Source organism: Bradyrhizobium sp. AZCC 1577, from assembly GCF_036924575.1.
Classification (GTDB): domain Bacteria; phylum Pseudomonadota; class Alphaproteobacteria; order Rhizobiales; family Xanthobacteraceae; genus Bradyrhizobium.
Genome location: NZ_JAZHRQ010000001.1, coordinates 3,704,034 through 3,729,469, shown reverse-complemented (window position 1 = coordinate 3,729,469; position 25,436 = coordinate 3,704,034). Strand labels below are relative to the sequence as shown.

28 protein-coding genes and 1 pseudogene are annotated in these 25,436 nt (G+C 63.4%); 12 read left to right on the top strand and 17 right to left on the bottom strand.

Annotated elements, in window-relative coordinates:
- The first annotated feature begins 176 nt into the window (after positions 1-176).
- On the top strand, positions 177-1,472 hold the full coding sequence (locus tag V1278_RS17300) for a Spy/CpxP family protein refolding chaperone (protein ID WP_334381658.1): 1,296 nt from the start codon (positions 177-179) through the stop codon (positions 1,470-1,472).
- Between the two features lie 59 nt (positions 1,473-1,531).
- Here V1278_RS17300 and V1278_RS17295 read toward each other — a convergent pair whose 3' ends face one another.
- Positions 1,532-2,620 (bottom strand): TRAP transporter substrate-binding protein, encoded by a 1,089-nt coding sequence (locus tag V1278_RS17295; protein ID WP_334381657.1) that lies wholly within the window; start codon positions 2,618-2,620, stop codon positions 1,532-1,534.
- Positions 2,621-2,825: 205 nt separating this feature from the next.
- Here V1278_RS17295 and V1278_RS17290 point away from each other — a divergent pair, with 205 nt between their 5' ends.
- The gene (locus tag V1278_RS17290; protein ID WP_334381656.1) at positions 2,826-3,902 is read left to right on the top strand and encodes a cyclase family protein; all 1,077 of its coding nucleotides are present in this window, start codon (positions 2,826-2,828) and stop codon (positions 3,900-3,902) included.
- Positions 3,903-3,978: 76 nt separating this feature from the next.
- Here V1278_RS17290 and V1278_RS17285 read toward each other — a convergent pair whose 3' ends face one another.
- From V1278_RS17285 to V1278_RS17275, 3 genes are all read right to left on the bottom strand, one after another.
- Positions 3,979-4,191: a hypothetical protein gene (locus tag V1278_RS17285; protein ID WP_334363551.1), complete on the bottom strand. Its 213-nt coding sequence runs from the start codon at positions 4,189-4,191 to the stop codon at positions 3,979-3,981.
- 237 nt (positions 4,192-4,428) lie between these two features.
- Positions 4,429-4,779, bottom strand: a complete 351-nt coding sequence (locus tag V1278_RS17280; RefSeq protein ID WP_334381655.1) for a hypothetical protein — start codon at positions 4,777-4,779, stop codon at positions 4,429-4,431.
- Entirely contained in the window at positions 4,776-6,092 is a 1,317-nt protein-coding gene (locus V1278_RS17275; RefSeq protein WP_334381654.1) for a sulfite oxidase, read from the bottom strand. The genes V1278_RS17280 and V1278_RS17275 overlap by 4 nt, the downstream gene beginning before the upstream one ends.
- 387 nt (positions 6,093-6,479) lie before the next feature.
- On the opposite strand from V1278_RS17275, the gene V1278_RS17270 reads away from it, so the two are divergent.
- Both V1278_RS17270 and V1278_RS17265 read left to right on the top strand, forming a co-directional pair.
- Positions 6,480-6,797 (top strand): hypothetical protein, encoded by a 318-nt coding sequence (locus V1278_RS17270; RefSeq protein WP_334363554.1) that lies wholly within the window; start codon positions 6,480-6,482, stop codon positions 6,795-6,797.
- A gap of 231 nt (positions 6,798-7,028) precedes the next feature.
- Positions 7,029-7,217, top strand: a complete 189-nt coding sequence (locus tag V1278_RS17265; protein WP_334363555.1) for a hypothetical protein — start codon at positions 7,029-7,031, stop codon at positions 7,215-7,217.
- 63 nt (positions 7,218-7,280) lie between these two features.
- Here V1278_RS17265 and V1278_RS17260 read toward each other — a convergent pair.
- The 12 genes and pseudogenes from V1278_RS17260 to V1278_RS17205 all read right to left on the bottom strand — a co-directional run.
- Positions 7,281-7,415, bottom strand: a pseudogene (locus V1278_RS17260) (DUF2000 family protein); the annotation flags it as partial.
- A gap of 65 nt (positions 7,416-7,480) precedes the next feature.
- Positions 7,481-8,347, bottom strand: a complete 867-nt coding sequence (locus tag V1278_RS17255) for an SMP-30/gluconolactonase/LRE family protein (protein WP_334363556.1) — start codon at positions 8,345-8,347, stop codon at positions 7,481-7,483.
- Between the two features lie 221 nt (positions 8,348-8,568).
- The gene (locus V1278_RS17250) at positions 8,569-8,979 is read right to left on the bottom strand and encodes a DUF2000 family protein (protein WP_334381653.1); all 411 of its coding nucleotides are present in this window, start codon (positions 8,977-8,979) and stop codon (positions 8,569-8,571) included.
- 114 nt (positions 8,980-9,093) lie between these two features.
- Positions 9,094-9,483 (bottom strand): DUF4189 domain-containing protein, encoded by a 390-nt coding sequence (locus V1278_RS17245; RefSeq protein WP_334368946.1) that lies wholly within the window; start codon positions 9,481-9,483, stop codon positions 9,094-9,096.
- Positions 9,484-9,721: 238 nt separating this feature from the next.
- Positions 9,722-11,326: a molybdopterin-binding/glycosyltransferase family 2 protein gene (locus tag V1278_RS17240; RefSeq protein ID WP_334381651.1), complete on the bottom strand. Its 1,605-nt coding sequence runs from the start codon at positions 11,324-11,326 to the stop codon at positions 9,722-9,724.
- Positions 11,323-12,027 carry an XdhC family protein gene (locus tag V1278_RS17235; RefSeq protein WP_334381650.1) on the bottom strand — a complete coding sequence of 235 codons (705 nt, stop codon included), beginning with the start codon at positions 12,025-12,027 and terminating at the stop codon, positions 11,323-11,325. Before V1278_RS17235 ends, V1278_RS17240 begins: the two co-directional genes overlap by 4 nt.
- Positions 12,024-12,353 carry an XdhC family protein gene (locus V1278_RS17230; RefSeq protein ID WP_025589337.1) on the bottom strand — a complete coding sequence of 110 codons (330 nt, stop codon included), beginning with the start codon at positions 12,351-12,353 and terminating at the stop codon, positions 12,024-12,026. The genes V1278_RS17235 and V1278_RS17230 overlap by 4 nt, the downstream gene beginning before the upstream one ends.
- Before the next feature lie 11 nt (positions 12,354-12,364).
- Positions 12,365-13,594, bottom strand: a complete 1,230-nt coding sequence (locus tag V1278_RS17225) for a vWA domain-containing protein (protein ID WP_442893641.1) — start codon at positions 13,592-13,594, stop codon at positions 12,365-12,367.
- Positions 13,595-13,632: 38 nt separating this feature from the next.
- On the bottom strand, positions 13,633-14,538 hold the full coding sequence (locus V1278_RS17220) for an AAA family ATPase (protein WP_334381649.1): 906 nt from the start codon (positions 14,536-14,538) through the stop codon (positions 13,633-13,635).
- Between the two features lie 49 nt (positions 14,539-14,587).
- Positions 14,588-15,391: an FAD binding domain-containing protein gene (locus tag V1278_RS17215; protein WP_334363561.1), complete on the bottom strand. Its 804-nt coding sequence runs from the start codon at positions 15,389-15,391 to the stop codon at positions 14,588-14,590.
- Positions 15,392-15,460: 69 nt separating this feature from the next.
- Positions 15,461-15,940, bottom strand: coding sequence for a (2Fe-2S)-binding protein (locus tag V1278_RS17210; RefSeq protein ID WP_028349934.1), 480 nt, complete (start codon positions 15,938-15,940; stop codon positions 15,461-15,463).
- A gap of 204 nt (positions 15,941-16,144) precedes the next feature.
- Positions 16,145-16,591 (bottom strand): CoxG family protein, encoded by a 447-nt coding sequence (locus V1278_RS17205; protein ID WP_334363563.1) that lies wholly within the window; start codon positions 16,589-16,591, stop codon positions 16,145-16,147.
- Between the two features lie 167 nt (positions 16,592-16,758).
- On the opposite strand from V1278_RS17205, the gene V1278_RS17200 reads away from it, so the two are divergent.
- The 3 genes from V1278_RS17200 to V1278_RS17190 all read left to right on the top strand — a co-directional run bounded on the left by V1278_RS17200 (position 16,759) and on the right by V1278_RS17190 (position 19,417).
- Complete coding sequence (locus V1278_RS17200; RefSeq protein ID WP_334381648.1) at positions 16,759-18,114, top strand: 3-carboxy-cis,cis-muconate cycloisomerase; 1,356 nt, start codon at positions 16,759-16,761, stop codon at positions 18,112-18,114.
- A 17-nt stretch (positions 18,115-18,131) separates the two neighbouring features.
- On the top strand, positions 18,132-18,914 hold the full coding sequence (gene pcaD, locus V1278_RS17195) for a 3-oxoadipate enol-lactonase (RefSeq protein ID WP_334381647.1): 783 nt from the start codon (positions 18,132-18,134) through the stop codon (positions 18,912-18,914).
- A 110-nt stretch (positions 18,915-19,024) separates the two neighbouring features.
- Complete coding sequence (locus tag V1278_RS17190) at positions 19,025-19,417, top strand: carboxymuconolactone decarboxylase family protein (protein ID WP_334363568.1); 393 nt, start codon at positions 19,025-19,027, stop codon at positions 19,415-19,417.
- Between the two features lie 202 nt (positions 19,418-19,619).
- Here V1278_RS17190 and V1278_RS17185 read toward each other — a convergent pair whose 3' ends face one another.
- Entirely contained in the window at positions 19,620-19,781 is a 162-nt protein-coding gene (locus tag V1278_RS17185; RefSeq protein WP_171578229.1) for a hypothetical protein, read from the bottom strand.
- A gap of 275 nt (positions 19,782-20,056) precedes the next feature.
- Between V1278_RS17185 and V1278_RS17180 the strand changes: the two genes are divergently transcribed.
- The 5 genes from V1278_RS17180 to V1278_RS17160 all read left to right on the top strand — a co-directional run bounded on the left by V1278_RS17180 (position 20,057) and on the right by V1278_RS17160 (position 25,418).
- Positions 20,057-20,974: an ABC transporter permease subunit gene (locus V1278_RS17180; protein ID WP_028349939.1), complete on the top strand. Its 918-nt coding sequence runs from the start codon at positions 20,057-20,059 to the stop codon at positions 20,972-20,974.
- A complete protein-coding gene (gene livM / locus V1278_RS17175) occupies positions 20,974-22,305 on the top strand; it encodes a high-affinity branched-chain amino acid ABC transporter permease LivM (RefSeq protein WP_334381646.1) in 1,332 nt (443 codons plus the stop codon). Before V1278_RS17180 ends, livM begins: the two co-directional genes overlap by 1 nt.
- Positions 22,302-23,135: an ABC transporter ATP-binding protein gene (locus V1278_RS17170; RefSeq protein WP_334381645.1), complete on the top strand. Its 834-nt coding sequence runs from the start codon at positions 22,302-22,304 to the stop codon at positions 23,133-23,135. Before livM ends, V1278_RS17170 begins: the two co-directional genes overlap by 4 nt.
- A gap of 148 nt (positions 23,136-23,283) precedes the next feature.
- Positions 23,284-24,018, top strand: coding sequence for an ABC transporter ATP-binding protein (locus V1278_RS17165; protein WP_334384201.1), 735 nt, complete (start codon positions 23,284-23,286; stop codon positions 24,016-24,018).
- Between the two features lie 281 nt (positions 24,019-24,299).
- Positions 24,300-25,418 carry a branched-chain amino acid ABC transporter substrate-binding protein gene (locus V1278_RS17160; protein WP_334381644.1) on the top strand — a complete coding sequence of 373 codons (1,119 nt, stop codon included), beginning with the start codon at positions 24,300-24,302 and terminating at the stop codon, positions 25,416-25,418.
- The last annotated feature ends 18 nt before the right edge of the window (positions 25,419-25,436 follow it).

The window sequence follows — 25,436 nt, the reverse complement described above, 5'->3', positions numbered from 1 at the left end:
TTGGCAAGGCAGCGATCTACGCGACAAGGGGGCAGCCACGCGCTCAGTTCGGGTCGATCGAAGAGCCGCTGCCGTTTTTAAGCGCGATGCCTTGGTTTGCATGATTGCTTACAAGGAACTTTCGGTCCTGTGCGGCGTCATAAGTGATGCGGCCAAGGCTTGGCACGGGAGGTGCCATGTCGAAGTTCGGCGTTACAGTGATCGCTGTCGTACTGGTGACCGCGCTGTCGAGTGCCGCCACTGCGAAAGGGCGCGGACATTTTGGTCTCGGCCCACTGAGCAGCGTGAAATCCGCATTCGCCCGCGTGCTTGCGCCAGGGCTGATTCTTGGCCGCCCCAAGCATCATCGCCGGGTACATGTCCGTAGGATCAAAAACGCTCCCGTCGCTTTAAAAAACGCACCGGTCGCTTTACAAAACATCCCGTCCGCGACGAACCAGCCCTCCGGCGAGGAGGGGTTGGTTGTTGGCAGGCTATTCACCGACCCTGCGGCACGAAAGCAGATTGCCGCGACTGCCGCGCTTGCTCACTGGCATGGTGACCGTGACACTACAGACGGGTGGTGGTCGCATGGCCATGGCGGATATGGCTGGGTTGGGCCGCTGTTCTGGCCGTTCGCCTACAATGATATTTATGGTTATGCCATCTTCGGCGATGGCATGGGCTTCTGGGACTACGGCTACCCCGACATTTACGCCGGAATCTTTGGGCCTTACGGCAGTGACGAACTAGCTGCTTACATGACTCCGGATTCTTCCGGCCGAAGAGAACGAAGGATCCCGCCGCTGCAGCAGCTCTGCGGTGATGCCGGCCACGAAATTGCCGGTCTCGCCATTGATCAGATTCAGCGGGCGATTCAACCGACCGAGGCGCAACGGGCCGCTCTGGATCGTCTTGCCGACACATCTAACTCGGCCGCTCAGATCATTCAGGCATCTTGCCCGATGCAGCCCGCATCAACCGCGCCGGCCCGATTGGCCCTGATGCAGCAGCGCACAGCGGCTATTCTCACTGCAGTAATATCCCTGGAGCCGCTGCTAGGGGAGCTTTATGATCTGCTGAATGATGAGCAGAAAACACGGCTCAACGCGCTCGCTGACGATCAGCTCAAGACGGCGTCCGCAAACGGGGCCATGAAAGCGTCGGCCCAAGGCTGCGAAGCGTCCCTGCCAGCCGCGTTGCAATGGCCGGCTGGCGAGATCGAGGCCGCGCTACACCCGAACGAAGCCCAACGCGACGCGCTTGAACGGCTGCGGCGTGCCAGCGCCAGAGCTGTCGAGATGCTGAGCTATGAATGTCATCCGAAAGATGCGATCACCCCACGCGCTCGCCTCGCCGCGATGGATGGTCGGCTCAGTACCATGCAACAAGCCATCAATCTGGTGAGCGACGCTCTGGAAGACTTCTATGCTACGCTGAGTGATGAGCAGAAGTCTCAATTCGAGCTGATCGGACCAAAACGAGCGCCGTAATCAGACGGCTTCCTGGCGCCAAACCGACCGCAATTCCAGTTCCCGACCGATCGGCGCGCTCACCCCTTGCGCATTTTGCTGAGCAGGTAGTTGTCGTAATAGTTCTCCGCGATCTGCGTATAGAACAGCACTTCCTTCATGTACGCGTCGTGGCTCTCCTTGGTCTTCTTGAACAGCGGGCTCTTCTCGGCGATTTCGTTCAGATGGTCCTGCGTGGCCTTGTAGCAGGCTTCCATGACCGGCTGCGGAAATGCGCGCAGCTCCGCTCCATTGGCGACAAGCCGCTTCAGCGACGCAGGATTGACGCTGTCATATTTTTCGATCATCCACGCGCCGGCTGCCGAAGCGGCCTGGTTGAGGATCGCCTGGTATGGCTTGGGAAGCGCATTCCACTTCTCCTCGTTCACGGCCATGTGCAGCATGGCTCCGCCTTCCCACCAGCCGGGAAAATAGTAATACTTCGCCACCTTGTAGAAGCCGAGCTTCTCATCGTCATAGGGACCGACGAACTCCGCGGCATCGATCGTTCCTCGCTCGAGCGCCGGATATACGTCACCGCCCGCGATCTGCTGCGGCACGACGCCCAGCCTTGCAAGCACATGGCCGCCCATGCCTGCGATGCGGAATTTCAGGCCTTTGAGATCGTCGACGGTCTTGATCTCCTTGCGGAACCAGCCGCCCATTTGCGTGCCGGAATTGCCGCACAGAATCGCGTGCGCCTTGAAAGGCTTCAGCGCCTCGTTGCAGAGATCAGCGCCGCCGCCGAACGTCCACCAGGAATGCTGATGGCGATGGTTCATGCCGAAGGGCGCGCCGGTCGCGTAAGTCAGCGCCGGCTCCTTGCCGATGTAGAAATACAGCGGCGTCTGCGCGATCTCGACGGTCGAGGAGCTCACCGCATCAAGCGCCTGCAGGCCGGGCACGATCTCGCCGGCCGCAAAGGTTTGAATCTGAAACTTGTTGTCGGTGGCATCAGCCACGTATTTCGCGAAAGTCTGCGCCGTGCCGAAGATGGTTTCGAGCGACTTCGGAAAGCTCGAGGTCAAACGCCACTTGATCTCGGGCGCTGCTTGCGCGATCGCAGGTGCCGCAACCAGCGTCGTCGCGCCGACCACGGCGCTGCCTTTGAGGAACGTACGGCGTTTCATGATGTGCTCACTCCCTTAAAGGAATGCCGATTGGCGTGGGGCAAAGCGCCTTCCGGGTCCGTTTGATCTCATCATAACGGACTTCGAGGCATGCGTGAAAGCACAACCTCGTCAGGCGAATTGTCGCTTGAACCGCCTCAATCGGACCAGCATTATTTGTCCCAGGGGTGCCGTCTCCAGAGCGCCCTCTCCTGGGAGGTTACCGATGAAAGCATTCACATTGGGTGCGGCGATCGCGCTTGCGTTCTCCGCCGCTGCCTACGCGCAAGCGCCAACCTGGACCGTTCCGTCCGAAAGCCAGCGCTGTCCGTCGAAATGGGGCGCGGCCGACGAGCGCGGTTCGGCCAATCACCAGAAGCCCGCGGCCGTGATGAACGCGGCGAAGCTGATCAGGAACGGCGAGGTGATCGAGCTCGCGCACGTGCTCGGTCCCAGCATGGCGTTCTTCGGAACGCGGCGCTTCGACATGCATACCAAGCGCACGTTCATGAACCAGTTCTCCAACATGCGCGGCTCGAACGAAGAGATCATCATTACCGAACTCGGCCAGGTCGGCACGCAGTTCGACGGCTTTGCGCACCAGACCCATCTCAATAGCTGGTACAATTGCCAGAAGGTCGACGAGAATAGCGATCGCACCGGATTCAAGAAGTTCGGAATCCATAATGTGGGCACGCTGTTCACGCGCGGCGTGCTGATCGACGTCGCGGGCTTCAAGGGCGTCGACATGCTGGGCGACAATTACGAAATCACCGTGGAAGATCTCGAAGGCGCCCTGAAGAAGCAGAACCTGACGCTGCAGCCCGGCGACGCGGTGATCATTCACACCGGCTGGGGCAAGCTCTACGGCAAGGACAACCCGCGCTATGTGAAATCCTGCCCGGGCATCGGCGTGCCAGCCGCGCTCTGGCCAGCCGCAAGGGACCCGATGCTGCTCGGCGCCGACAACTGGCCGGTCGAAGTGGCGCCCAACCCCGACAAGCAATTGTCGCTTCCGGTGCACCAGATCGCGCTCGTGGTGAACGGCATCCATCTGTTAGAGAATCTCAAGCTCGACGAGCTCGTGCAAAAGGGGCGTCGGAGAATTCGCCTTCGTGATGCAGCCGCTCAAAATTCAGGGCGGGTCCGGCTCCACGGTGTCGCCGATCGCGGTGAGGTAACGAGTAGTGAACAAGTAGCCCGCACGAGCGAACGGGCCGCGCATTCGCGCGACCCGTTGGCTCATGCGGGCTACGCTTGCTACTCCTCGGTCGGGCCCGGAAGGAGGCGGCGAAGGCGCTGAGCTTCGCGCCACGTCGCAAGACCCTCCTTCCCAAGTCGAGCGAGCCTGGTTGCCAACTGCACGAGGATGAGCGTGATCATGGCTGCCGGCCCGCTTTAGCAAGCAGACGCCCGGCCTGATGCTCGGCGTCGTCGGTCGGTTTGAACCCGCGGGCGGCAAGGTACTGCGCAACGACACGGTCAGCCCGCCGCTGACGGGCTTCGATTTGAACGCGCAACAATCGGGTGAAGAACGAGGGCTTTCCGGTCGGGGCAGAAAACCAGGCCCCAGTGGTGAGTACGTTCGCCATGGATGGCTCCTTTATCGGAGTTGTCCCTGGGCGAATTTCCTTCCCTGATGCGAGACATAGGTATTGGTGCCAACAAATGCGAGACCAAATACCTCGCACCCATGCATCAATTTTGCACCTTGCCGCGCAAAATGCCCGGCGCAATCACATGGCTGTAGTATCAAATACGCATGTCCGCCGACCCAGGCGAATCATCTGATCTGCGAAATCACTGGGCGGAGTGCGAGTCGCGAGCGCTCACTTCGCGAACGGGTTCACCCAGCCTCCCCGGCCCGTGGGCGCGCGCGGCGGATAGGCGGTCTCGAGATAGCTCAGGACCTTTTCGCGATCCCCATCGTCGAGTGGCGGCATGTTGTGGCGGCGGATCATCAGGTTGATCGAATCCTCCCACTGCGCGCGCGTCATGCCCTGCTGCGCCACCAGGCGGAAACCGTGGCAGGCGGTGCAGGCGTAGAAGGTCTCGTCGCGGCCGGGACCTGCGGGAAACTGCTCCGGACTTTCCTCGCGTGGCGCAAAGCTTGTCTGCGCCGTGGCCGACACGATCCAGAGCGCGCCGGCCATCGCGAGCCACACCAAGCGCTGCATCATCCGACCAGCACGGCGATTCGGTGCATGGCGTTGCCGCCATAGCCTTGCGGATTCCAGAAGCCGGCCTGATGCGGCTGCATCGCGCCCTTGGAATCGGTGGCGCGCGCCCAGATCTCGAAATAGCCGTCACTCGGCAGTTTCAAGGTCGCGGTCCAGCGCTGCCAGTCATACTTGTTCTTCGGTTTCTCGAGCTTGGCCCGCTGCCAGCTCGCGCCGAAATCGGTCGAGACATCTACCTGCTTGACGGTGAGATCGCCGGCCCAGGACGCGCCGCGCAGCTTCAGCTCCTTGGTGCCGGCCGCGAACTTCGCTCCGTTCGCAGGATTGGTGATGATCGAGCGCACCGGCATCGATTCCAGAATGCGGAAGTTTGCCGGATCGGCCTTGTCGCCGGGCACCATCGGCTTGATCGGGGTGCGGTAGGAAAACTCCGTCATGCCGGGGCCGTCATGCTCGCGGTCGCGGATGGTGATGCGCGTCAGCCATTTCTGCGAGGCCGAGCCTGACCAGCCCGGGACGATCAGGCGTACCGGCCCGCCATGGATGTTCGGCAGCGGCTTGCCGTTCATGGCCCAGACGATCATCGTGTTGGGGTCCACCGCCTTCTCCAGCCGCACGCCGCGCGAGATGGTCGGCTTGCTGGCATCGCCGGACAGATGAAGATCGGCCGCATAATGTGCGGTGTATTTTGCTGATGGCTTCAGGCCCGCCTTCTTGAGCAGATCGGCGAGCGGCACGCCGGTCCATTCCGCGCAGCCCGCCCCGCCATTGGTCCACTGGTTGCCACGCGCCGGCGGTGAGAACTGTGACCGGCCGTTGCCGCCGCATTCCAGCACCATGCGCCGCGTCACGGCCTTGTATTTCGACTTCAACTCGCCGAGCGTGATCTCTATCCTGTTGTTGACCTCGCCATCGATGGTGATCTTCCAGGCGTCGGGATCCTTCGCCGCCTCGGGGATCTGCCCGTTGTTGCGGATGTAGAATTTCTCGATCGGCGTGGTGTCATCGTCGAGCAGGCTTTCGGGCGTCTCGGCGACCAGCGGCCGCTCGCCGAGCACGACCAGCCCCTCGCTCTTGCCAGGATATTTCAGGTGTTGCGGTCCCTTGGCCGGCGCGGGCGTGGCGGCCGACGGGGGCGCGGCCGGAGCGGCCTGCGCATGGGCCTGAGGGATTCCGCCGCCGTTGCGCGAGAGCGGCATCCCGCCTCCGATGACGGTGCCGATCGCAGCCAGTCCTGAGCTGCCCAAAAATCTGCGCCGGCTGGTATCGAAATTGTTGCCATTGGGCGCATCGCGCCCGGACTCCCGCGCCATGATATCCTCCCTCGTTGCCCTATGCCGGGCTTTTTGGCCGCAGTTCCCTTCCGGAAACCCGGCTGGCGGGAGTATTTGCGGTTTGCGGCCCTGCCGCAAGATGGCCTGGAGGAGCTGCCGCGCAGGATCGTGCGCTTCGAGGCGTCCGGCATTGGCGTCAATTTGTCGCTCGACAGGGCCCACAAACCTTGCGAGATTCGCAAAATGCGACCGCCGCACGAGGAAGGCGGGACATGCTTGTCGTCAGACTCTTGTCGTCAGACTTGCATTGCTCGCAACTTTTGTACTGGCAGCAGTCATCATCACCGGTCGCTGAGGGGCAGTATCGTCGTCTATCGAGGCATCGCCCGATAGCCAAGTCAAAGTTGGAAACAGCGGAGACCTGCCATGACTAGTATCGAAGAAGCTCCGAGCAAGCTCGTTCTGAAAGCGGGCTCGACCACGGTTACGTTCGACAAGGATGCCGGCAAAGCGATACTGCAGAAAAAAATGCTGCTATGGAACAAGAAGCCTGTCGAGTTCCCGCTCTCCGAAATCGACGATATCGCGGTGAAGTCCGAGGTGGACGGTCTTTCAGGCGCACCAATCCACCACAGCGTTATGCACAGGCGTAATGGCGAGATCACCGTCCTGACAACCGAGGAAGCCAAGGACGCCGCCGAGACGGTCAAGAAGCTGCGTGGATTTGTCGGACTGCAGAGTTGAGGCGCAGCAGGACGGTTGCCGCTCGGTATCCGCTCTTGTGCGGACACGACGGCACGCTGTCTGACGGCACCATTTCGGCCATTGGAACAAGCTGACATTGTCACCGCTCCCGATGGGTGTCCGCTGGCGAAGGAACGTGAGTCGGAACGATGTCCGTTCGTCGGGGCTTGTAGCGGCGTGACCGATTGCCCGCCTCGTAGGCTCACACGGTCACATCCAAGGAGCAACAACATGACCCCACACATCTCCGAGGAACCTTCTGCCAGGTTGATCGACTGGAATTCCTTCGTCATCGTGGGCAACACAATGCCGCCTCGAGATCCTGAAGACGAAGACGACGAAGAGGAAGAGGAAGAGGACGAAGAGGAGGAGGAGGGCGCAGACGAAGCGCCGGTCATACGCGAGCCGGACGAAGACTAAGCGAGATGCCTGCGCATCAAAACGAACGCCCGCCGACCGCTCTGAGCTTGTCGGTCGACTGCTCTAGGTATGAAACTTCAGCCCGTCGACTATCTTGTCGATCACCTTGCGCTCGGCACGAACAGCGAACGCCGACCAGGTTGAGTTCGGCGCGGATCACGCCCTTAACCACCCGCGGTTGGCAGCGTCATGCGTCGACCATCGTGGCCGAAGCGCACTTCATCAGAAGCCACGCCCGGCTCAGCCTAGTCGCACGCCTGTTCTCAGCGTGTATCGACCCTGTAAGCCACAACAGTGCCCTCCATCATCATCGGGATCATGACGATGCCATCCGGCCCCATCCCGAGATCGGCGCTTCCCTTCGCAAGCGGAAGGAGGCGCGTCGCTGTGCCATTGCTCGCGATGCGGAACAGCCCGCCGGTCATCCAATCGGTGACAAGAAAGCCGCCCTTGCCATCGGGTTCGACGCCGTCGAGATTGCCGACTGGTGCCGAGCTTCCTAGATCAGACACTTTCTTCGTCGCGAGATCGACCGTCTTCATGTGGCCGGGCACCTTCGTCGAGAAGTCGGGAGCCATCTTGCCCCACGACGCGACCACAAGCCGGCCCTCCTCGACGAGGAGGCCGTTCGGATTTTCGAGCGCGTCATCCTGCATCAGGAGAGACAGCTTGCCGCCGTCGAGCACCCAAATGCTGTTTGACACCATATCGGAAGCGTAAATCCGTCCACTCTTGTCAGCGGCGAGGTCGTTCAAAAACTTGGATCCGGGTGCCTCGAATCGGTTCGTGACTTCGCCCTTGGCGAGGTCGATTTCCGCAATCCGGTCCACATCTGCGACGTAGAGCTTGCCATTGGCAAGCGCGAGCCCGGTCGGACTATCGAGTCCCTTGACCCACTCGATTGTTACGACCTTTCCATCGGGCCCGAGCTTTGAAACGAAGCCGTTGCCATCCTTTTTCATCGGATCGCCGTTGACGTTCGACACATAGATGGCCCCCGCAGTTCGGTCGAAGACCGCCGATTCGGGGTTCTTGAAGCCACTCGCCTCCCACAGTTTCTGAGGTTCCGCGGCGCCGGCGCTGAAGGTAAGAACAGCTAACATTAGTGCGGAGAGCTGAGGTGTCCTCATGGTAGCCTCCTCGTGCTGCCCCGACGAACGAACAAGCCTGTTACGGCAGATGTTCCTCGGCTCTTCTTTGAAATTGCGCAGCCAGGTTAGTCGGGCAGATGCAGTCTGACTTGGTAGGTCAATCGCAGTGGCTGCCTTGAGGTCACTCGTTATTCTATTACCTCTTCAACGAGGCCAGCTTGGCGCAACGCTGGGCCAATAGCTCAGGCTTTCGAAAACGCCTAGCTGTGATACTTCAGCCCGTCGACGATCTTGTCGATCACCTTGCGCTCGGCGCGCATCGCGAGGCCGACGAGGTTGAGCTCGGCGCGGATCACGCCCTTAACCACCTCGCGGTTGGCGGCGTCATGCGTGGTTTTGAACATGTCCTCGGTGTAGACGGCGGGCGTGACGTTGCGGGCGAGCGCCCGTTCGAGCGCGCGGGACAGCGCCGGACGATCGGCGCCGTAGATCAGGACCGGCTGGCCGATCAGCGACAGATATTTGGTGCCTGAGCCGTCGCCATAGGGCTCACCGATACATTCGGGGAAAGCGGCGGCGATGCCGCCGGCCAGAAAGGACGCGACATTGAGCTTCTGCCAGGCTTCGAGATCGGTCCGGATCACGACCGCGATCTTGGTGTCGAATTGCATTGCTTTCCTCAAATCGTCATTCCGGGCTGCGCCGACAGGCGCAGATCCGGAATCTCGCACTCATTATATCGAGATTCCGGGTTCGATGCTTCGCATTGCCCCGGAATGACGAGATCACCCCTTGGCGTCGCAGGCCCAAGCGCGGATGACGCATTCCTTGCCGCCGAATTCGTAGCACTTCTTTGTCGCGGCGTTGAGCGAGCTCGAAATTTTGGGCTTCACCGCATAGCCGTGGGGACCGCAGGGATTGGTCATGTCGACGGCGAACGCAGCGCAGGCGCGTTTCATGGTGACCGCGGTGCAGGTGCCCTCGCACTGCTTCAGCGCCGCGGTGCGCGCGTCGGCCTCGGCGGCATAATCATAGGCCTTGCCGTAAGCGCCGCACTTGCCGATCGCAACCGCGCCGGCCGCCCATGTCTTGGTGATGTAGCTCGAGACGGCCAGTATCAGTGTCAATGCAACGACAAACAGCGCGCGGCGCTGTGCCGCGACAGTCGAAACAATCAAAATCCCCTCCCCCGAGGTAACGGGTAGAATCTAAGCCGGAGGGAGTTTCCACTTGGTGAACGGTTGATTGAGAATGGAAGCGTCAGTCTATCCACGTCGTCGTCCCGGCGAACGCTGAGGATCCATAACCACAGGATGACGTGTTGGGGCTAGGCTGTGGCCCCAGCTCGTCGCAACAATCGGCAGCGGTGGTTATGGATCCCGGCTCAAGGCCGGGACGACAGCGGTGGTTGCTTTACGACCGCCGCGCCGCCTCCAGCGCCTGCGGCGTGTCGATGTCGAGAAACGCGCTTTGACCCTCGACCGGCACTTCGGCCACGGCCTCAGTGTGCTTGGCGATCAGGTGACGGGCGCCGACGTCGCCGTCCAGCGTCATCAATTCCTTGAAGAAGCGGCGCGACCACAGCACGGGATTGCCGCGGCGGCCGTCGCTGACGGGGACGGCGATCAGGTGCCCGCGGTCCGGCGCAAACGTCTCGATCAACTGGTCGATCAGTGTTGCCGAGATCAGCGGCATGTCGCCGAGGCAGATAATGGCGCCGTCGGCGCTGTCGGGCACCGCGGCGATGCCGGCCTTCACCGATGAGGCCAGCCCGCCGGCGAAATCCGGGTTGCGGACGAACTTTACATTGAGGCCTGCCAAGGCCTGCTCGACCAATTCGGCCTGGTGGCCGGTAACGACGATCACATCCGTTGCCTTCGAGGCCAGCGCCTGCTCGGCGACGATGCGCACCAGCTTCTTGCCGTCGATCTCGGCCAAGAGCTTGTTGGGGCCGCCCATGCGGGTCGAACGGCCGGCGGCAAGCACGATGGCCGTGACGTTGCGGTTGGCTTCGGTATCGGCAACGGTGCGCGGCTGCGGCCTTGTCACGATTTCCATCAACAGGCCGCCGACGCCGAGGCCGGTGATTTCAGCGCGCGTGACCTTCAGCCCAGCGAGAAGCCGCATCAGCACCCAGTCAAACCCGTTTTCGACCGGCGAACGTGCGCAGCCCGGCGCGCCCAGCACCGGCACGCCGCCGGCGCTGCCGATCAGCAGCAGATTGCCGGGATCGACCGGCATGCCGAAATGCTCGATCGCGCCGCCGATTTCGCTGATCGCGGCCGGAATCACGTCGCGGCGGTCGGCGATGGCGGACGCGCCGAACACGATGACGAGCTCGGCGCCGAGGCCGAGCAATTCCTTGATCGAGGAAGCCAGCGCCGCCTCGTCATGCGGCACGCGCCGTTCGGCAATGATGCTGGCACCGGCCGGCGCCAGTCGCTCCGCCGTCACCCGCAAGGTCTTGTCGATGACTTTTGGCGAGAGCCCTGGCAGTAGCGTCGAGACCACGCCGACCCGCTTGATGACGTAAGGCGCAATCCGCAGCACGTCGCGGCCTGCCGCGGCCACGGCCGCGTCGCGCAACTTCGCTTCGACGCCGAACGGAATCAGTTTTACCGTTGCGATCATCTCGCCTTCGACCACCGGCTTGAAGGCCGACAGCGTGGCGAAGGTGATGGCTTCGTCGACGCCGTTGATGCGGTCGACCGCGGCGCGGTCGACCACCAAGACGCCGGCCTGTGCTGCGAACAGATTGGCGCGGCCGGTAAAGGCGCGCTCGACATTGACGCCCTCGCCCGCGACGGCCTGCGCGATGCTGGCGGCGGCTTCGTCTTCGGAGACGTCGCCCTCCTCAAGCCGCACCACGACGATTTCCTTGACACCCGCCTTGTCGAGCGCCTCGACTTCGGCAGGCCCGATCGTGGTGCCTTTCTTCAGCACCAGCGGCCCCTGCCGCAGCGTATGCACGGTGACGCCGCCAATCGCATCGGCCGGACTGGCGGGACCGAACTTCATGCCGCCTGCACCTTCGCGGTTTCTTTCGGCAGCCGCAGCTCGGCGGTGACCTCGGCCATGATCGCGACCGCGATCTCCGAGGGCGACACCGCGCCGATCGAAAGGCCGATCGGCGCATGGATGCGCGCAATGTCGGCGTCGGATGCGCCCTGCGCCTTCAGCCGCTCGGCGCGCTTGGCGTGGGTCTTTCGCGAGCCGAGCGCGCCGATATAGAAGCAGTCGCGCTCGAACGCGTGCAGCAGCGCCGGGTCGTCGATCTTCGGATCATGGGTCAGCGCGACGAACGCGGTGTAGTGATCGATGTTGAGCGGCGGCAGCGCCACATCGGGCCATTCCGCGATCAGCGGCACATCGGGAAAGCGCTCGGGGCTTGCAAACGCGGTGCGCGGATCCACCACCGTCACGTCGTAGTCAAGCGAGCGGGCGAGCGGCGCCAGCGCCTGGCTGATATGGACTGCGCCGACAATGACAAGTCGGGCGGTCGGCGCATAAACGTTGAGGAACAGCTTCTTGCCGCCGCTCTCGACCATACCGCTCTTGCCCATGCGGAGCTGTTTTGAAAGCTCGGCGCTCAGCGGATCGGTCGCGATGTCCTTGGCCTTCACGAGCCGCTGATCGCCATTGGCGACATCGGTGACCACGATGACCGGGCGGCGCGCGGCACGCTCGGCATTGACCTGAGTGAGGGTTTCCAGCTTCACGACTGCCCCACCTTTTCAACGAACACACGGATGGTGCCGCCGCAGGACAACCCGACATTCCAGGCGGTCTCGTCGGCAACGCCGAATTCGAGCATTTTGGGCTTGCCGCTGGCGATCACGTCGAGTGCCTCAGTGACGACGGCGCCTTCGACGCAGCCGCCGGAGACCGAGCCCAAGAACGTGCCATCGTCGTTGATGACGAGGCTGGAGCCGGCCGGCCTCGGCGCCGAGCCCCAGGTCTCGACCACGGTCGCCAGCGCCACGCCGTGACCGGCCTTCTGCCAGTTTTCGGCGGCCTGCAGAATGTCTTCGTCGCGATTGAGCATGGGATGCCCTTTCAAGCTGCTGAGCGGATGCGGCTCATGTGGTGCGGCGGAGGCGGCGCCGAAAGCGCCTCGATCAGCCCTTCCATCGAGGTCAAGTTATGCACCGGGCGGAATTCGTCAACGTGCGGCAGCATCATTTTGATGCCCTGCGCCTTGGCCTCGAATCCGCTGTAGCGCAGCAACGGGTTGAGCCAGATCAGGCGGCGGCAGGACCGGTGCAGCCGGTCCATCTCGAAGGCGAGCTTGGCATCCGCCTCGCGCTCCAGCCCGTCGGAGATCAAGAGCACGATGGCGCCCTGCCCGAGCACGCGGCGACCCCACAATTTGTTGAAGGAGTGCAGCGAGGTAGCGATGCGGGTGCCGCCGGCCCAGTCTTCCACCGAAGACGAACAGCTCGCCAAGGCTTCGTCGGGATCACGCGCCCGCAGCGCCCGCGTCACGTTGGTGAGTCGCGTGCCGAACAGGAACACCGAGACACGCTTGCGCGCGTCGGTGATGGCATGGAGGAAATGCAGAAACAGGCGGGTATATTCGCTCATGGAGCCGGATATATCGAGCAGCGCCACGATCGGCGCCGGCTTTTCGATCCGGCCGAGCTTTCGGATATCGATGATCTCGCCGCCGGTGCGGAGACTGCTGCGCAAGGTTCGGCGCATGTCGAGGCGCAGGCCTTTTGCATCGGGCTGATAGCGGCGGGTGCGCAGCTCGGCCTGCGGCAGCTTCATGTTGGCGATGGCGCGGGTCACTTCCGCGATCTCGGCCGCGCTCATCTGGGCAAAGTCCTTCTTCTGCAGGATCTCCTTGTCGGAGACCGACAGCCGCAGTTCCTGCTCCTGGACCTGCGGTACGTCATCGCGCGCCGACGGCTGCGCCAACGCCTCCTGCACGCGGCGCGAGGCCGGCGGCGGCTTCTTTTTGGCGTGATCGGGCAACGGCACCGAATCCAGCATGTGCTTCCAGTCCTCGGCGGCGCGGAAGAACAGGTCGAAGGCCTGCGCGAAGATCAGCATATGCTCGTGGCGCTTGACGAAGATCGCTTCCAGCGTGGCGTAGACATCGGCACGGTTGCCGATCTCGATCGCCTGCAGCGCGTCGAGGGCGTCGATCACGGCGCCGGGACCCACGGGAATCCCGGCAGCGCGTAGCGCGCGGCCGAAGCCGACGACATTGTCGGCCATGTGGCCGGTCGGGGGATTGAGGTGGTCGATGGTGGTCATGGTGCAACTAACCTCTGCCGTCATTCCGGGCTCGCGCCAAGAGGCGCGCCCCGGAATGACTGCTAATCGCTCGTCGCGTCCTTCAAAACCTTTTGCAGCGTATCGCCCTGCATGCGCGCGATGTCGTCCTGGTATTTCAGCAGCGCGCCGAGCGTGTCGCCGACCAGTTGCGGCGTCAGCGAGCGGGCGTCGAGCTCGGTCAGCGCGGTGGCCCAGTCGATGGTCTCGGCAACGCCCGGCGACTTGTAAAAATCCTGCTCGCGCAGCGCCTGCACGAAGTGAACGACCTGCTGCGACAGCTTTGCGGAAATGCCCGGCACGCGCGACTTGACGATCGCAAGCTCGCGCTCGGCCTCGGGGTAATCCACCCAGTGATAGAGGCAGCGGCGTTTCAGCGCGTCGTGGATCTCGCGGGTGCGGTTCGAGGTGATGATGACGATCGGCGGATGCGGCGCCCTGATGGTGCCAAACTCGGGGATCGTGACCTGGAAGTCGCTGAGAATTTCGAGGAGATACGCCTCGAACGCCTCGTCGGCGCGGTCGAGTTCGTCGATCAGCAGCACCGGAGCGCCTGCAACGTCAGGTTCCAACGCCTGCAGCAGCGGACGCTTGATCAGGAAACGTTCAGCGAAAATATCCGACGACAATTGCTCGCGATCGGTATCGCCGGCAGCCTCCGCCAGGCGGATTGCGATCATCTGCGCCGCGCTGCTCCACTCGTAGACCGCGGAGGCGACGTCGAGCCCCTCATAGCACTGCAGGCGGATCAGCTTGCGCCCGAGCGCCGCCGACAGGACCTTTGCGATTTCGGTCTTGCCGACGCCGGCTTCGCCTTCGAGAAACAGGGGCCGACCCATGCGCAGCGACAGATAGGCGACCGTCGCCAGCGACCGCTCCGCGAGATAGCCGCGCGAAGTCAATAGCTCCAGCATCCCATCGACGGATTTGGGTAGCGTCGATGCACTCATGCGATGGCCAATCTTGATGCGCCGGAAATCGGCAAAATAACCGGCAAGCCTACTTCGCCGTCGCGGCTTCGACGGCGCGGCGCGTCAGCACGCCGATCAGATGCGCGCGATATTCAGCGCTGCCGTGTAGATCGCTGTTCAGCCCTTCGGGCGATGCCGAAATACCGTCGAGTACCTTGTGCGAGAAACGCTTCTTCAGCGCTTCCTCGAACTGGGTGGCGCGGAATACGCCTTCCGAGCCGGCGCCGGTGACGGCGACGCGCACGTCGGACGGGCGCCTAGCGACGAACACGCCGACCAGCGCATAACGCGAGGCCTGGTTGCGGAATTTGACGTAAGCCGCCTTCTTCGGCAGCGGGAACATTACCTTGGTGATGATCTCGTCGCTTTCCAGCGCCGTCGTGAACAGGCCCTGGAAGAATTCCTCCGCCTTCAGCCGGCGCTTGTTGGTGACGATGGTGGCGCCGAGCGCGAGCACCGCCGCGGGATAATCCGCCGTCGGGTCGTTATTGGCGAGCGAGCCGCCGAGCGTGCCCTTGTGACGCACTGCGGGGTCGCCGATTCCGCCAGCGAGTTCGGCGAGCGCCGGAATGGCTTCGCCGACGATCGGCGACGTCGCGACATCGGCATGCTTGGCGGTCGCGCCGATCACCAGCGAACGGCCCTTCATCTCGATCGCATCGAGCCCTTCGATGTGCGAGAGATCGACCAGATGCGGCGGGCTGGCAAGCCGCTGCTTCATGACCGGCACCAGCGTGTGGCCGCCGGCGATCACCTTGGCGTCTTCGTTCTTCACCAGGAGATTGGCCGCCTGCCGCACGGTCGCCGGCCGATGATATTTGAATTCGTACATGAGAACTTCCTGATCGCTACTCGCGAAGAAATCGATTAGGCGGACTTGTCGATTAAGCGGGCATGTCGGTTAAGCGGATTTGGCCATGGCCTTGGCGCCGGCGGCGATCGAGGTCACGATATTCTGATAGCCGGTGCAGCGGCACAGATTGCCTTCGAGCTCCTCGCGGATGACATGGTCCGAAAGGTCGTGGCCCTTGCGGTTGACCAGATCGACCGCGGTCATGATCATGCCAGGCGTGCAAAAGCCGCACTGCAATCCGTGATGCTCGCGAAAAGCTTCCTGCATCGGGTGCAGCGGCGCGCCGTCGGGCGCCAGGCCCTCGATGGTCTTGACCTCGTGGCCGTCAGCCATCACCGCGAGCGTGGTGCAGGACTTGACCGCCTTGCCGTCGAGATGCACGACGCAGGCGCCGCACTGCGAAGTATCGCAGCCGACATGGGTGCCCGTCAGCCGGAGATTTTCCCGCAGAAACTGGACCAGAAGGGTACGGGGATCGACGTTGGCGTTTACGGGATTACCGTTCACGATCAGGGAAATCTTGGCCATCACCACTCTCTTGGGCCGCACTGCCGGAGCGGGCAACGCAGACGTTTATAGTCATTCCAAGGCCCATAATATGGGCCATCCCGATAATGAGCAACCTCAGGAGCCCCAACGAGCCCCTCTTCTGGGGCATGGCCTGAGTGACTTGACGGGGGCTATCGGACGGGGCTTGCGGGATTGGACTCGCCAGAATCAGCCTCGTCAGAATCAGCCTTGTACGGCCTTGCCGAAATTGGCGAAGAATTCGTCGGCCAGCTTCTTGGCCGCGCCGTTGATCAGGCGCTGTCCGAGCTGGGCCAGCTTGCCGCCGATCTGCGCTTCGACGTTGTAGCTCAAGAGTGTGCCGCCGTCCTTTTCGGTCAGCGCCACCGTGGCGCCGCCCTTGGCGAAGCCGGCAACGCCGCCCTCGCCTTCGCCGGAGATCTTGTAGCCGTTGGGCGGGTCGAGGTCGCTCAGCATAACCTTGCCCTTGAAGCGGGCGGAGACCGGCCCGACCTTCATTTTGGCGATGGCGCGGAAGCTGGTTTCATCAGTCTTTTCCAGCTCCTCGCAACCGGGAATGCAGGCCTTCAGCACTTCCGGGTCGTTCAGTTTGGCCCACACGGCCTCGCGCGACGCCGCAAGCTGGACTTCGCCGTTCATCGTCATGGCCATGGGGGTGCCCTCCTGGATCGCGTCAATCTGATAGTCCCCAAGTAAAGCACGCCCGGGCCAAAAGGAAGGCCGCCGACGCAATGGGCGATGCATATTCGCAACCGCAGCAGGCGCGAACCCGACAAGGGGCATTGGCATTGACTGGCCGGAATGGTTAGGTCGCGTCAATGAGCACGTCCCTCTCCCCCTTGCTTGCCCCGATGCTGTCGAGCGCGGCGATGCGCGCCGTCTGCGACGACACGGCAAGCCTGCAGAACATGCTGGATTTCGAGGCGGCGCTGGCGCGCGCCGAGGCTGCAGCCGGGGTGATTCCGGCAAGCGCGGCCGACCCGATTACCAGCACGTGCCGTGCCGAATCATTTGACATCGCCGCATTGGCCGACGCGGCGACCAAGGCTGGCAACCTCGCCATCCCCCTCGTCAAGGCGCTGACCGCAAATGTCGCCAAATCGGACGCGGCGGCCGCGCGCTATGTGCACTGGGGCGCGACCAGCCAGGACGTCATCGACACCGCCGCCATGCTCGGTCTTCGTGCCGGCATCGATGTGCTGCTCGCCGACATCGATGGCGCGATCGCAGGCTTTGCCGGACTGGCGCGACGGCACCGCCACACGCCGGTCGTCGCCCGCACCTGGCTGCAGCATGCGCTGCCGATGCCGTTCGGACTGAAGCTCGCCGAATATGCCGCTGCATTGCATCGCTCGAAGCTGCGCCTGCAGCGCGTGCGTAGCGAGGGGCTGGCCCTGCAATTCGGCGGCGCCGCCGGCACACTCGCAGCCCTTGGAGACAAGGGATTAGCAGTCGCGGAAAAGCTGGCCAAGGAACTGAAGCTGCCGCTGCCGGACGCGCCCTGGCACACCCACCGCGACCGCATCGCCGAAGCGGCTTCTGTATTGGCCATCGTCGCCGGCACTTGCGGCAAGATCGCGCGCGACGTGTCGCTGATGATGCAGACCGATGTCGGCGAAGCGTTCGAGCCCTCGGGCGAAGGCCGCGGCGGCTCTTCCACCATGCCGCACAAGCGCAATCCGGTGGCGGCAGCCAGCGCGCTCGCGGCCGCCACCGTGGCGCCCAATCTCGCGGCGACCATCCTTGCAGCGCAGGTGCAGGATCACGAGCGCAGCGCCGGCCCCTGGCACGCGGAATGGCCGACGCTGCCGACGCTATTGCTCGTCACATCAGGTGCGCTTGCAGCCATCGTGGACATCGCGGAAGGGCTCGAAGTCGATGCCGCGCGCATGCGCGCCAATCTCGACGCGACCGACGGGCTGATCATGGCCGAAGCGGTGGCGATGGCATTGGCCGAAAAGATCGGCAAGAGCGACGCGCATCACTTGATCGAGACGGCGAGCAAGAAGGCGGTCAAGGAGAAGAAACATCTGCGCGACGTGCTGACGGCGGATTCCAAGATCACCGCACAGCTCGGCGCCGACAGTATTGCAAAACTGTTCGAGCCGATGGCCTATCAGGGCGCTTCGCAAGCCCTGATCGACCGCCTGCTCGCTTCGCTGGACGACAAATAAGAAGCCGGAGAACTGCCATGCCGATGATCAACGCCGACGGTTGCCTGCTCAACGTATCCGTCGAAGGCCGCGACGGCGGACCGACGCTGATGCTGTCGAACTCGCTGGGCTCGACCATGCAGATGTGGGAGCCGCAGATGAAGGCACTCACCCAGGTGTTCCGCGTCATCCGCTACGACCGGCGCGGCCATGGCAAGTCGAGCGTGCCGCCCGGGCCCTACTCGCTGGAACGCTTCGGCCGCGACGTGCTGGCGATCCTCGACGATCTCAACATCGCGCGAACGCATTGGTGCGGCTTGTCGATGGGCGGCATGGTCGGGCAATGGCTGGGCGCCAACGCGCCCGACAGGTTCGGCAAGATCATCCTGTCCAATACCACCTGCTATTACCCGGACCCGACGCGCTGGCACGAACGCATCAAGGCGGTGAAGGAAGGCGGCATCGCCGCGGTGGCCGATACCGTTATTGCCGGCTGGCTGACCGCGGACTTTCGTGAGCGCGAGCCGCAGATCGCCGCCAACATGAAGGCGATGATGCTGACCACGCCGGTCGAGGGCTACATCGCCTGCTGCGAGGCGCTGTCGACGCTAGACCAGCGCGAACTGCTGCCCAAGATCAAGAGCCCGACGCTGGTGATCGCCGGCCGCCACGACATGTCGACGACGGTCGCCGACGCCGAATTCATGCGCAGCCGGATTCCCGGCGCGAGCATGACCATCCTCGATGCCGCGCACATTTCGAATGTCGAGCAACCGCACGCCTTCACCGATGCGGTGATCGGTTTTCTGACGCAACGGTAGCTAACCAGAGACGTCATTGCGAGCGAAGCGAAGCAATCCATTTCACCGCTTGCGGATACGTGGATTGCTTCGTCGCTTCGCTCCTCGCAATGACGGAGAGAGGTCTTACCATGGACGACAACCAACGCCGCGACGACGGCATGGCGCAGCGCCGCAAGGTGCTCGGCGATGAATGGGTCGACAAGTCGATCAAGAACCGCAACGCGTTCAATACCGATTTTCAGGACCTGATCACCCGCTATGCCTGGGGCGACATCTGGACCCGGCCGCATTTCGACCACCGCACCCGCCGCGTGCTCGTGATCGGCACCATGGTGGCGCTGGGACAGTGGGATGAATTCCGCCTGCATGTGCGCGCGGCGCTCACTGAGGGCGGCTTCACGCCGGACGACATCAAGGAAATCCTGCTCCAGCAGGCGATCTATTGCGGCGTGCCGGCAGCCAACCACGCCGTCAAGGAGGCGAACGCGATCATCGCCGAACTCGGTTTGCTGAAGAGCTAGCCCGGCACTATCCCGTGTCCCGGACGCGGCGCGGCATGAAGTGGCGCGACGCAGAGCCGGGACGCGAGGCGGCTGCATCTGGGTCCCGGCTCTGCGGCGCACCGCCAAGGGCGCTGCGTCGCGTCCGGGACACGGAAACGCCACGCACAAAAAGAAAAGCCCCACCTCTTCGGCGGGGCCTTTTCTGTCTGCATGTGCCCTTCTACTCTGGCATCTGCCGTGGATCCTGACTGGGTTTCTGGCCCTGACGGCCCGGATCCTGCTGCTGCTGGCCCGGCTTCTGGCCGCCGCCCTGCTGCTGCTGACCGGGCTTCTGACCCGGGTTCTGGTTCTGCTGGCCCGGGTTCTGGTTCATCTTGCTCATCGAGGGATCTCCGTTGTTGAGGCGTAGCCCGAACCAACGGAGAGCCACGGCGTCGGTTGCAGCGGAACAGCGGTTCCGGTGGGATCATCGGACGGCAATGCCGTGTCCGGAGTGTGGCGCCGGAACCGCCTGCGCAAAAACTAGCGCTGTACAAGCCAAATAAGCCGCAGCCGGCGCTGTTGCCGCCCCCAGTTCCCACTGTTAGAAAATGCCACGACGCGTCGTCATGGGCTGCCGGAGCTCTCGCCGCGTCCTCATGCAACAAACGGCAGCGCATGGATTATTTCGCCCAGCAACTAATCAACGGCCTTGTGCTCGGCTCGATCTACGGCCTGATCGCCATCGGCTACACCATGGTCTACGGCATCGTCGGCATGATCAATTTCGCCCACGGCGATATTTTCATGATCGGCGGCTTCATCGCCTTGATCACCTTCCTGATCCTGGTCTCGTTCGGGCTTACCGCCATCCCGCTCATCCTCCTGGTCGTGCTGCTGGTGTCGATGGCGATCACGGCGCTCTATGGCTGGACGGTGGAGCGCATCGCCTACCGGCCGCTGCGGCACTCGTTCCGCCTGGCGCCGATGCTCTCGGCTATCGGCATGTCATTCGTGCTGACCAATTATTCGCAGGTCGCCCAGGGCGCACGCGTCAAACCGGTGCCGCCGATCATCACCGGCGGCTATACCCTGCATGAGGGTTCTGAAGGCTTTGTCGTGCAGCTTTCCAACATCCAGATCATCGTCGTCGTCACCACGATCGTGCTGCTCGCGCTGTTCACCTGGCTGGTGTCGAGCACCCGGCTCGGCCGCGACATGCGCGCCTGCGAACAGGACCAGACCATGGCCTCCCTGCTCGGCGTCGACGTCGACCGCACCATTTCCATGACGTTCGTGATTGGCGCTGCGCTCGCTGCGGTCGCCGGCATGATGTACCTGCTCTATTACGGGCTCGTCGATTTCTTCATGGGCTTCGTCGCCGGCATCAAGGCCTTCACCGCGGCCGTGCTCGGCGGCATCGGCTCGCTGCCCGGGGCGATGCTCGGTGGTCTCCTGATCGGCCTGATCGAGACGCTGTGGTCGGCCTATTTCTCGGTCGAATACAAGGACGTCGCCGCGTTCTCGATCCTGATCGTGGTCCTGATCTTCCTTCCGACCGGCCTGCTCGGCCGGCCTGAAGTCGAAAAAGTCTGATGGGCCGCAGCGTGAGCGCACCCCCCGCCGCCCAAACCTCGCGCACCCCTGGCGCCGCCTTCATCCTCAAGAAAGCGCTGATCAGCGCGTTCGTGGCGCTGGTGCTGTTTTCGATGATGATCGGCGTGCGCACCGAGGCCGGCCCGCAGGGGCAGTTGGTCTACTGGACGCGCTTCGACGACCTCGCCGTTATGGTCGCAGCCGTGTTCGGCGGCAGCATCCTCGTCGAGCTGCTGCGGCGATGGTGGGGACCGGTCGACGCCGTCAGGGTGGTGCCACCTTCGGTGCAAAGCGCGCTGTCGCTTGCAGGACGCCTGGTCGCGCCGGCGCTGCTGGTGTTCACGTTCCTGGTGCCGGTCCTCTTCTACGATGAGCGCTACATTCTCGACCTCGCCATCCTCGTGCTGACCTATGTGATGCTCGGCTGGGGGCTGAACGTGGTGGTCGGCCTCGCCGGCCTGCTCGACCTGGGCTATGTCGCGTTCTACGCGGTCGGCGCCTATTCCTACGCGCTGCTCGCCACCAATTTCGGGCTGTCGTTCTGGATCTGCCTGCCGCTCGCCGGCATCCTGGCGGCCTTCTGGGGCGTGCTGCTGGGCTTTCCTGTGCTGCGGCTGCGTGGCGATTACCTTGCCATCGTGACGCTGGCCTTCGGCGAGATCATCCGCCTCGTCCTGATCAACTGGCAGACCCTGACCGGCGGGCCGAACGGCGTCACCGGCATTCCCCGACCGACCCTGTTCGGCATTCCGCTGACGCCGGCCGATGACGGGCTGGCGGCCCTGCTCGGCATCGAATTCTCGCCGACGCACCGCATCGTATTTCTGTTCTACATTATCCTGGCGCTGGCGCTGCTCACCAACTGGGTCACGATCCGCCTGCGCCGCCTGCCCCTCGGCCGCGCTTGGGAAGCGTTGCGCGAAGACGAAGTCGCCTGCCGCGCGCTCGGCATCAACACCACCACGACCAAGCTGACCGCATTTGCAACGGGCGCGTTGTTCGGCGGTCTTGCCGGCGCGTTCTTCGCCACAAGACAAGGCTTCATCAGCCCGGAATCCTTCACCTTCCACGAATCGGCATTGGTGCTGGCGATCGTGGTGCTGGGCGGCATGGGCTCGCAACTCGGCGTGGCACTGGCGGCGCTCACCATGATCGGCGGCTTCGAGCTGTTCCGCGGGCTCGACCAATACCGCATGCTGGTGTTCGGCATGGCGATGGTGCTCTTGATGATCTGGCGGCCGCGTGGCCTGGTCGGCCATCGCGCGCCGACCGTATTCCTCAAGCATAGCCAGGCGATCTCGTCCGACCTCGTCAAGGAGGGACACGGATGAGCGGCGATCCGATTCTCTGCGTTGATCGCCTGTCGATGCGCTTCGGCGGCATCGTCGCCGTCAACGACCTCTCCTTCGACGCCGAGCGGCGCAAGATCACCGCGCTGATCGGGCCGAACGGCGCCGGCAAGACCACCGTCTTCAACTGCATCACCGGCTTCTACAAGCCGACCTCGGGCGCCATCGGCCTTACCCATGATGACGGCCGCGCCATCCGGCTCGAGCGGCTGAACGATTTCCGGATTGCCAAACTGGCCAAGGTCGCGCGCACCTTTCAGAACATCCGCCTGTTTCCCGGGATGACGGCGCTGGAAAACCTGATGGTCGCACAGCACAACGCGCTGATGCGCGCTTCCGGGTTGACGTTCCTCGGCCTGATCGGCGCGCCGTCCTGGCACCACGCCGAACAGGCCGCGATCGATCTGGCGCGGACCTGGCTCGACCGCATCGGTCTTCTGGATCGTGCCGACGATGCCGCCGGCAACCTGCCTTATGGCGACCAGCGGCGCCTGGAGATCGCGCGCGCAATGTGCACCCAGCCTGCGCTACTCTGCCTCGACGAGCCGGCTGCGGGATTGAATGCGCGCGAAAGCGCTGCTTTAAGCGAATTGCTGCTCTCGATCCGCGCCGACCAGGGCACCTCGATCCTTTTGATCGAGCACGACATGAGCGTGGTGATGCAAATCTCCGACCACGTCGTGGTGATGGACCACGGCATCAAGATCGCCGAAGGCACGCCGCGCCAGATCCGCGACGATCCCAAGGTGATCGCGGCCTATCTCGGCGCCGACGAGGAGGAAGCCATCGCGGTGATGGAGAGCGGAACGTGAGCGAGGCGCTGCACGTTTCCCGGATGCGGTGCAGCGTGCAACGCTGCTCCGCTGTTCCGGGATCCGCCTTTGTGCGCGGGAGCATGGGTCCCGGTTCTGCATCGCGCCGCTCCGCGCTGCGACGCGCCCGGGACACGGAAGCAACGTCATGACTCACGCCCTGCTCGCGATCCGCTCGTTGCGGGCGGCCTACGGCAAGATCGAGGCGCTGAAGGGCGTCGACCTCGACATCAACGCCGGCGAGATCGTCGCCCTGATCGGCGCCAACGGCGCCGGCAAGTCGACGTTGATGATGACGATCTTCGGCCGGCCCCGTGCCCGCGCCGGCCGCATCGAATTCGACGGCCGGGACATTACCGGCGTGCCGACGCATGAGATTGCGCGGCTGCGGATTGCCCAGTCGCCCGAAGGCCGCCGGATTTTTCCGCGCATGAGCGTGGCGGAAAACCTGCAGATGGGCGCGGATGCGACCGACTCCAGCGAGGCCGACCGGGCGAGCGGCCTGGAACGCGTCTTCGCGCTGTTCCCGCGGCTCAAGGAACGCATGACCCAGCGCGGCGGCACGTTGTCCGGCGGCGAGCAGCAGATGCTGGCGATCGGCCGGGCCCTGATGAGCCGGCCGCGCCTGTTGATGCTGGACGAGCCGTCGCTGGGGCTGGCCCCCCTGATCGCGCGGCAAATTTTCGATGCGATCCGGACCCTGAACCGGCAGGACGGCCTGACCGTGTTGATCGTGGAGCAGAATGCCAACCACGCGCTGAAACTGGCCCATCGCGGCTATGTCATGGTCAACGGCCTGATCACGCTGTCCGGAACCGGCAGCGAATTGCTGCAGCGCCCGGAAATCCGCGCCGCCTATCTGGAGGGCGGCCGCCGGGAGTAGCGAAGTGGGATATCTCCCCGGGTCGTCCCCGCGAACGCGGGGACCCATACGCCGCGGCCCACCCTTTAGGGGGACGGGGTAGCTACCTTCTGCCGCAGTCAGCGCCGGTGGTTATGGGTCCCTGCTTTCGCAGGGACGCTGCGGCAAGATGTTGCGAACCGAACGTCGATTGCCCGAAATTTGCCGATGACTTCGCCGTAAAATCAGCCGACAATAGGCGTGATTTTGGTACCCGGCCTGCCGGGTGCTTCCTGAAATCGACTGACCTGCGAGGACACCTCATGAAATCACTGAAACTTATCGGCCTGGCATTGGGCGCATCGCTGGCGCTGTCGACAACGGCGCTGGCGCAGGACATCTCCATCGCAGTGGCGGGCCCGATGACGGGCGGCGAATCCGCATTCGGCCGCCAGATGAAGAACGGTGCCGAACAATTCGTGGCCGACATCAACGCCGCCGGCGGCGTGCTCGGCAAGAAGCTGGCGCTGCAGGTCGGCGACGATGCCTGCGACCCGAAGCAGGCGCGCTCGATCGCGGAAAAATTCGCCAGCGCGAAAATCCCGTTCGTCGCCGGTCACTTCTGCTCGTCGTCGTCGATCCCGGCATCGGAAGCCTATGCCGACGGCAACGTGCTGCAGATTACGCCGGCCTCGACCAACCCGCTATTCACCGAGCGCAAGCTCTGGAACGTGGCGCGCGTCTGCGGCCGTGACGATCAGCAGGGCCTGGTTGCCGCCGACTACATCGTCAAGAACTACAAGGGCAAGAACATCGCCATCCTCAACGACAAGACCACTTACGGCAAGGGTCTCGCCGACGAAACCAAGAAGGCGCTCAACAAGGCCGGCGTCACCGAAAAGTTGTTCGAGTCCTACAACAAGGGCGACAAGGACTTTAACGCGATCGTGTCGCGCCTGAAGCGCGACAATATCGATCTGGTCTTTGTCGGCGGCTATCATCAAGAATCCGGCCTCATTCTGCGCCAGATGCGCGACCAGGGCCTCAAGACGGTGTTGATGGCGGGCGACGCGCTGAACGACAAGGAGTTCGCCTCGATCGCCGGTCCGGCCGCGGAGGGCACGCTGTTCACCTTCGGTCCCGATCCGCGCAACAAGGCGACCGCGAAGGCGATCGTCGAGAAGTTCAAGGGCAAGAACATCGATCCCGAAGGCTACACCCTCTACACCTACGCCGCGATGCAGGTGTGGTCGCAGGCGGTGGCGAAGGCGAAGACGACCGAGCCGAAGAAGGTCATGGAGACCATCAAGGCCGGCGAATGGGACACCGTGCTCGGCAAGCTGGGCTTCGACGCCAAGGGTGACATCAAGGTGATCGACTACGTCGTCTACAAGTGGGACGCCAAAGGCAACTACGCCGAGATCCATCCGAAGGCCTCCTGATCCCTTCGACGATCACAA

Excerpts from the sequence above, each read along its gene's own strand:
- V1278_RS17300 (WP_334381658.1), top strand. The coding sequence starts at position 177 with ATGTCGAAGTTCGGCGTTACAGTGATCGCTGTCGTACTGGTGACCGCG.
- V1278_RS17295 (WP_334381657.1), bottom strand. The coding sequence starts at position 2,620 with ATGAAACGCCGTACGTTCCTCAAAGGCAGCGCCGTGGTCGGCGCGACG.
- V1278_RS17290 (WP_334381656.1), top strand. The coding sequence starts at position 2,826 with ATGAAAGCATTCACATTGGGTGCGGCGATCGCGCTTGCGTTCTCCGCC.
- V1278_RS17285 (WP_334363551.1), bottom strand. The coding sequence starts at position 4,191 with ATGGCGAACGTACTCACCACTGGGGCCTGGTTTTCTGCCCCGACCGGA.
- V1278_RS17280 (WP_334381655.1), bottom strand. The coding sequence starts at position 4,779 with ATGATGCAGCGCTTGGTGTGGCTCGCGATGGCCGGCGCGCTCTGGATC.
- V1278_RS17275 (WP_334381654.1), bottom strand. The coding sequence starts at position 6,092 with ATGGCGCGGGAGTCCGGGCGCGATGCGCCCAATGGCAACAATTTCGAT.
- V1278_RS17270 (WP_334363554.1), top strand. The coding sequence starts at position 6,480 with ATGACTAGTATCGAAGAAGCTCCGAGCAAGCTCGTTCTGAAAGCGGGC.
- V1278_RS17265 (WP_334363555.1), top strand. The coding sequence starts at position 7,029 with ATGACCCCACACATCTCCGAGGAACCTTCTGCCAGGTTGATCGACTGG.
- V1278_RS17255 (WP_334363556.1), bottom strand. The coding sequence starts at position 8,347 with ATGAGGACACCTCAGCTCTCCGCACTAATGTTAGCTGTTCTTACCTTC.
- V1278_RS17250 (WP_334381653.1), bottom strand. The coding sequence starts at position 8,979 with ATGCAATTCGACACCAAGATCGCGGTCGTGATCCGGACCGATCTCGAA.
- V1278_RS17240 (WP_334381651.1), bottom strand. The coding sequence starts at position 11,326 with ATGAAGTTCGGTCCCGCCAGTCCGGCCGATGCGATTGGCGGCGTCACC.
- V1278_RS17230 (WP_025589337.1), bottom strand. The coding sequence starts at position 12,353 with ATGCTCAATCGCGACGAAGACATTCTGCAGGCCGCCGAAAACTGGCAG.
- V1278_RS17225 (WP_442893641.1), bottom strand. The coding sequence starts at position 13,594 with ATGACGGCAGAGGTTAGTTGCACCATGACCACCATCGACCACCTCAAT.
- V1278_RS17220 (WP_334381649.1), bottom strand. The coding sequence starts at position 14,538 with ATGAGTGCATCGACGCTACCCAAATCCGTCGATGGGATGCTGGAGCTA.
- V1278_RS17215 (WP_334363561.1), bottom strand. The coding sequence starts at position 15,391 with ATGTACGAATTCAAATATCATCGGCCGGCGACCGTGCGGCAGGCGGCC.
- V1278_RS17210 (WP_028349934.1), bottom strand. The coding sequence starts at position 15,940 with ATGGCCAAGATTTCCCTGATCGTGAACGGTAATCCCGTAAACGCCAAC.
- V1278_RS17205 (WP_334363563.1), bottom strand. The coding sequence starts at position 16,591 with ATGGCCATGACGATGAACGGCGAAGTCCAGCTTGCGGCGTCGCGCGAG.
- V1278_RS17200 (WP_334381648.1), top strand. The coding sequence starts at position 16,759 with ATGAGCACGTCCCTCTCCCCCTTGCTTGCCCCGATGCTGTCGAGCGCG.
- pcaD (WP_334381647.1), top strand. The coding sequence starts at position 18,132 with ATGCCGATGATCAACGCCGACGGTTGCCTGCTCAACGTATCCGTCGAA.
- V1278_RS17190 (WP_334363568.1), top strand. The coding sequence starts at position 19,025 with ATGGACGACAACCAACGCCGCGACGACGGCATGGCGCAGCGCCGCAAG.
- V1278_RS17185 (WP_171578229.1), bottom strand. The coding sequence starts at position 19,781 with ATGAGCAAGATGAACCAGAACCCGGGCCAGCAGAACCAGAACCCGGGT.
- V1278_RS17180 (WP_028349939.1), top strand. The coding sequence starts at position 20,057 with ATGGATTATTTCGCCCAGCAACTAATCAACGGCCTTGTGCTCGGCTCG.
- livM (WP_334381646.1), top strand. The coding sequence starts at position 20,974 with ATGGGCCGCAGCGTGAGCGCACCCCCCGCCGCCCAAACCTCGCGCACC.
- V1278_RS17170 (WP_334381645.1), top strand. The coding sequence starts at position 22,302 with ATGAGCGGCGATCCGATTCTCTGCGTTGATCGCCTGTCGATGCGCTTC.
- V1278_RS17165 (WP_334384201.1), top strand. The coding sequence starts at position 23,284 with ATGACTCACGCCCTGCTCGCGATCCGCTCGTTGCGGGCGGCCTACGGC.
- V1278_RS17160 (WP_334381644.1), top strand. The coding sequence starts at position 24,300 with ATGAAATCACTGAAACTTATCGGCCTGGCATTGGGCGCATCGCTGGCG.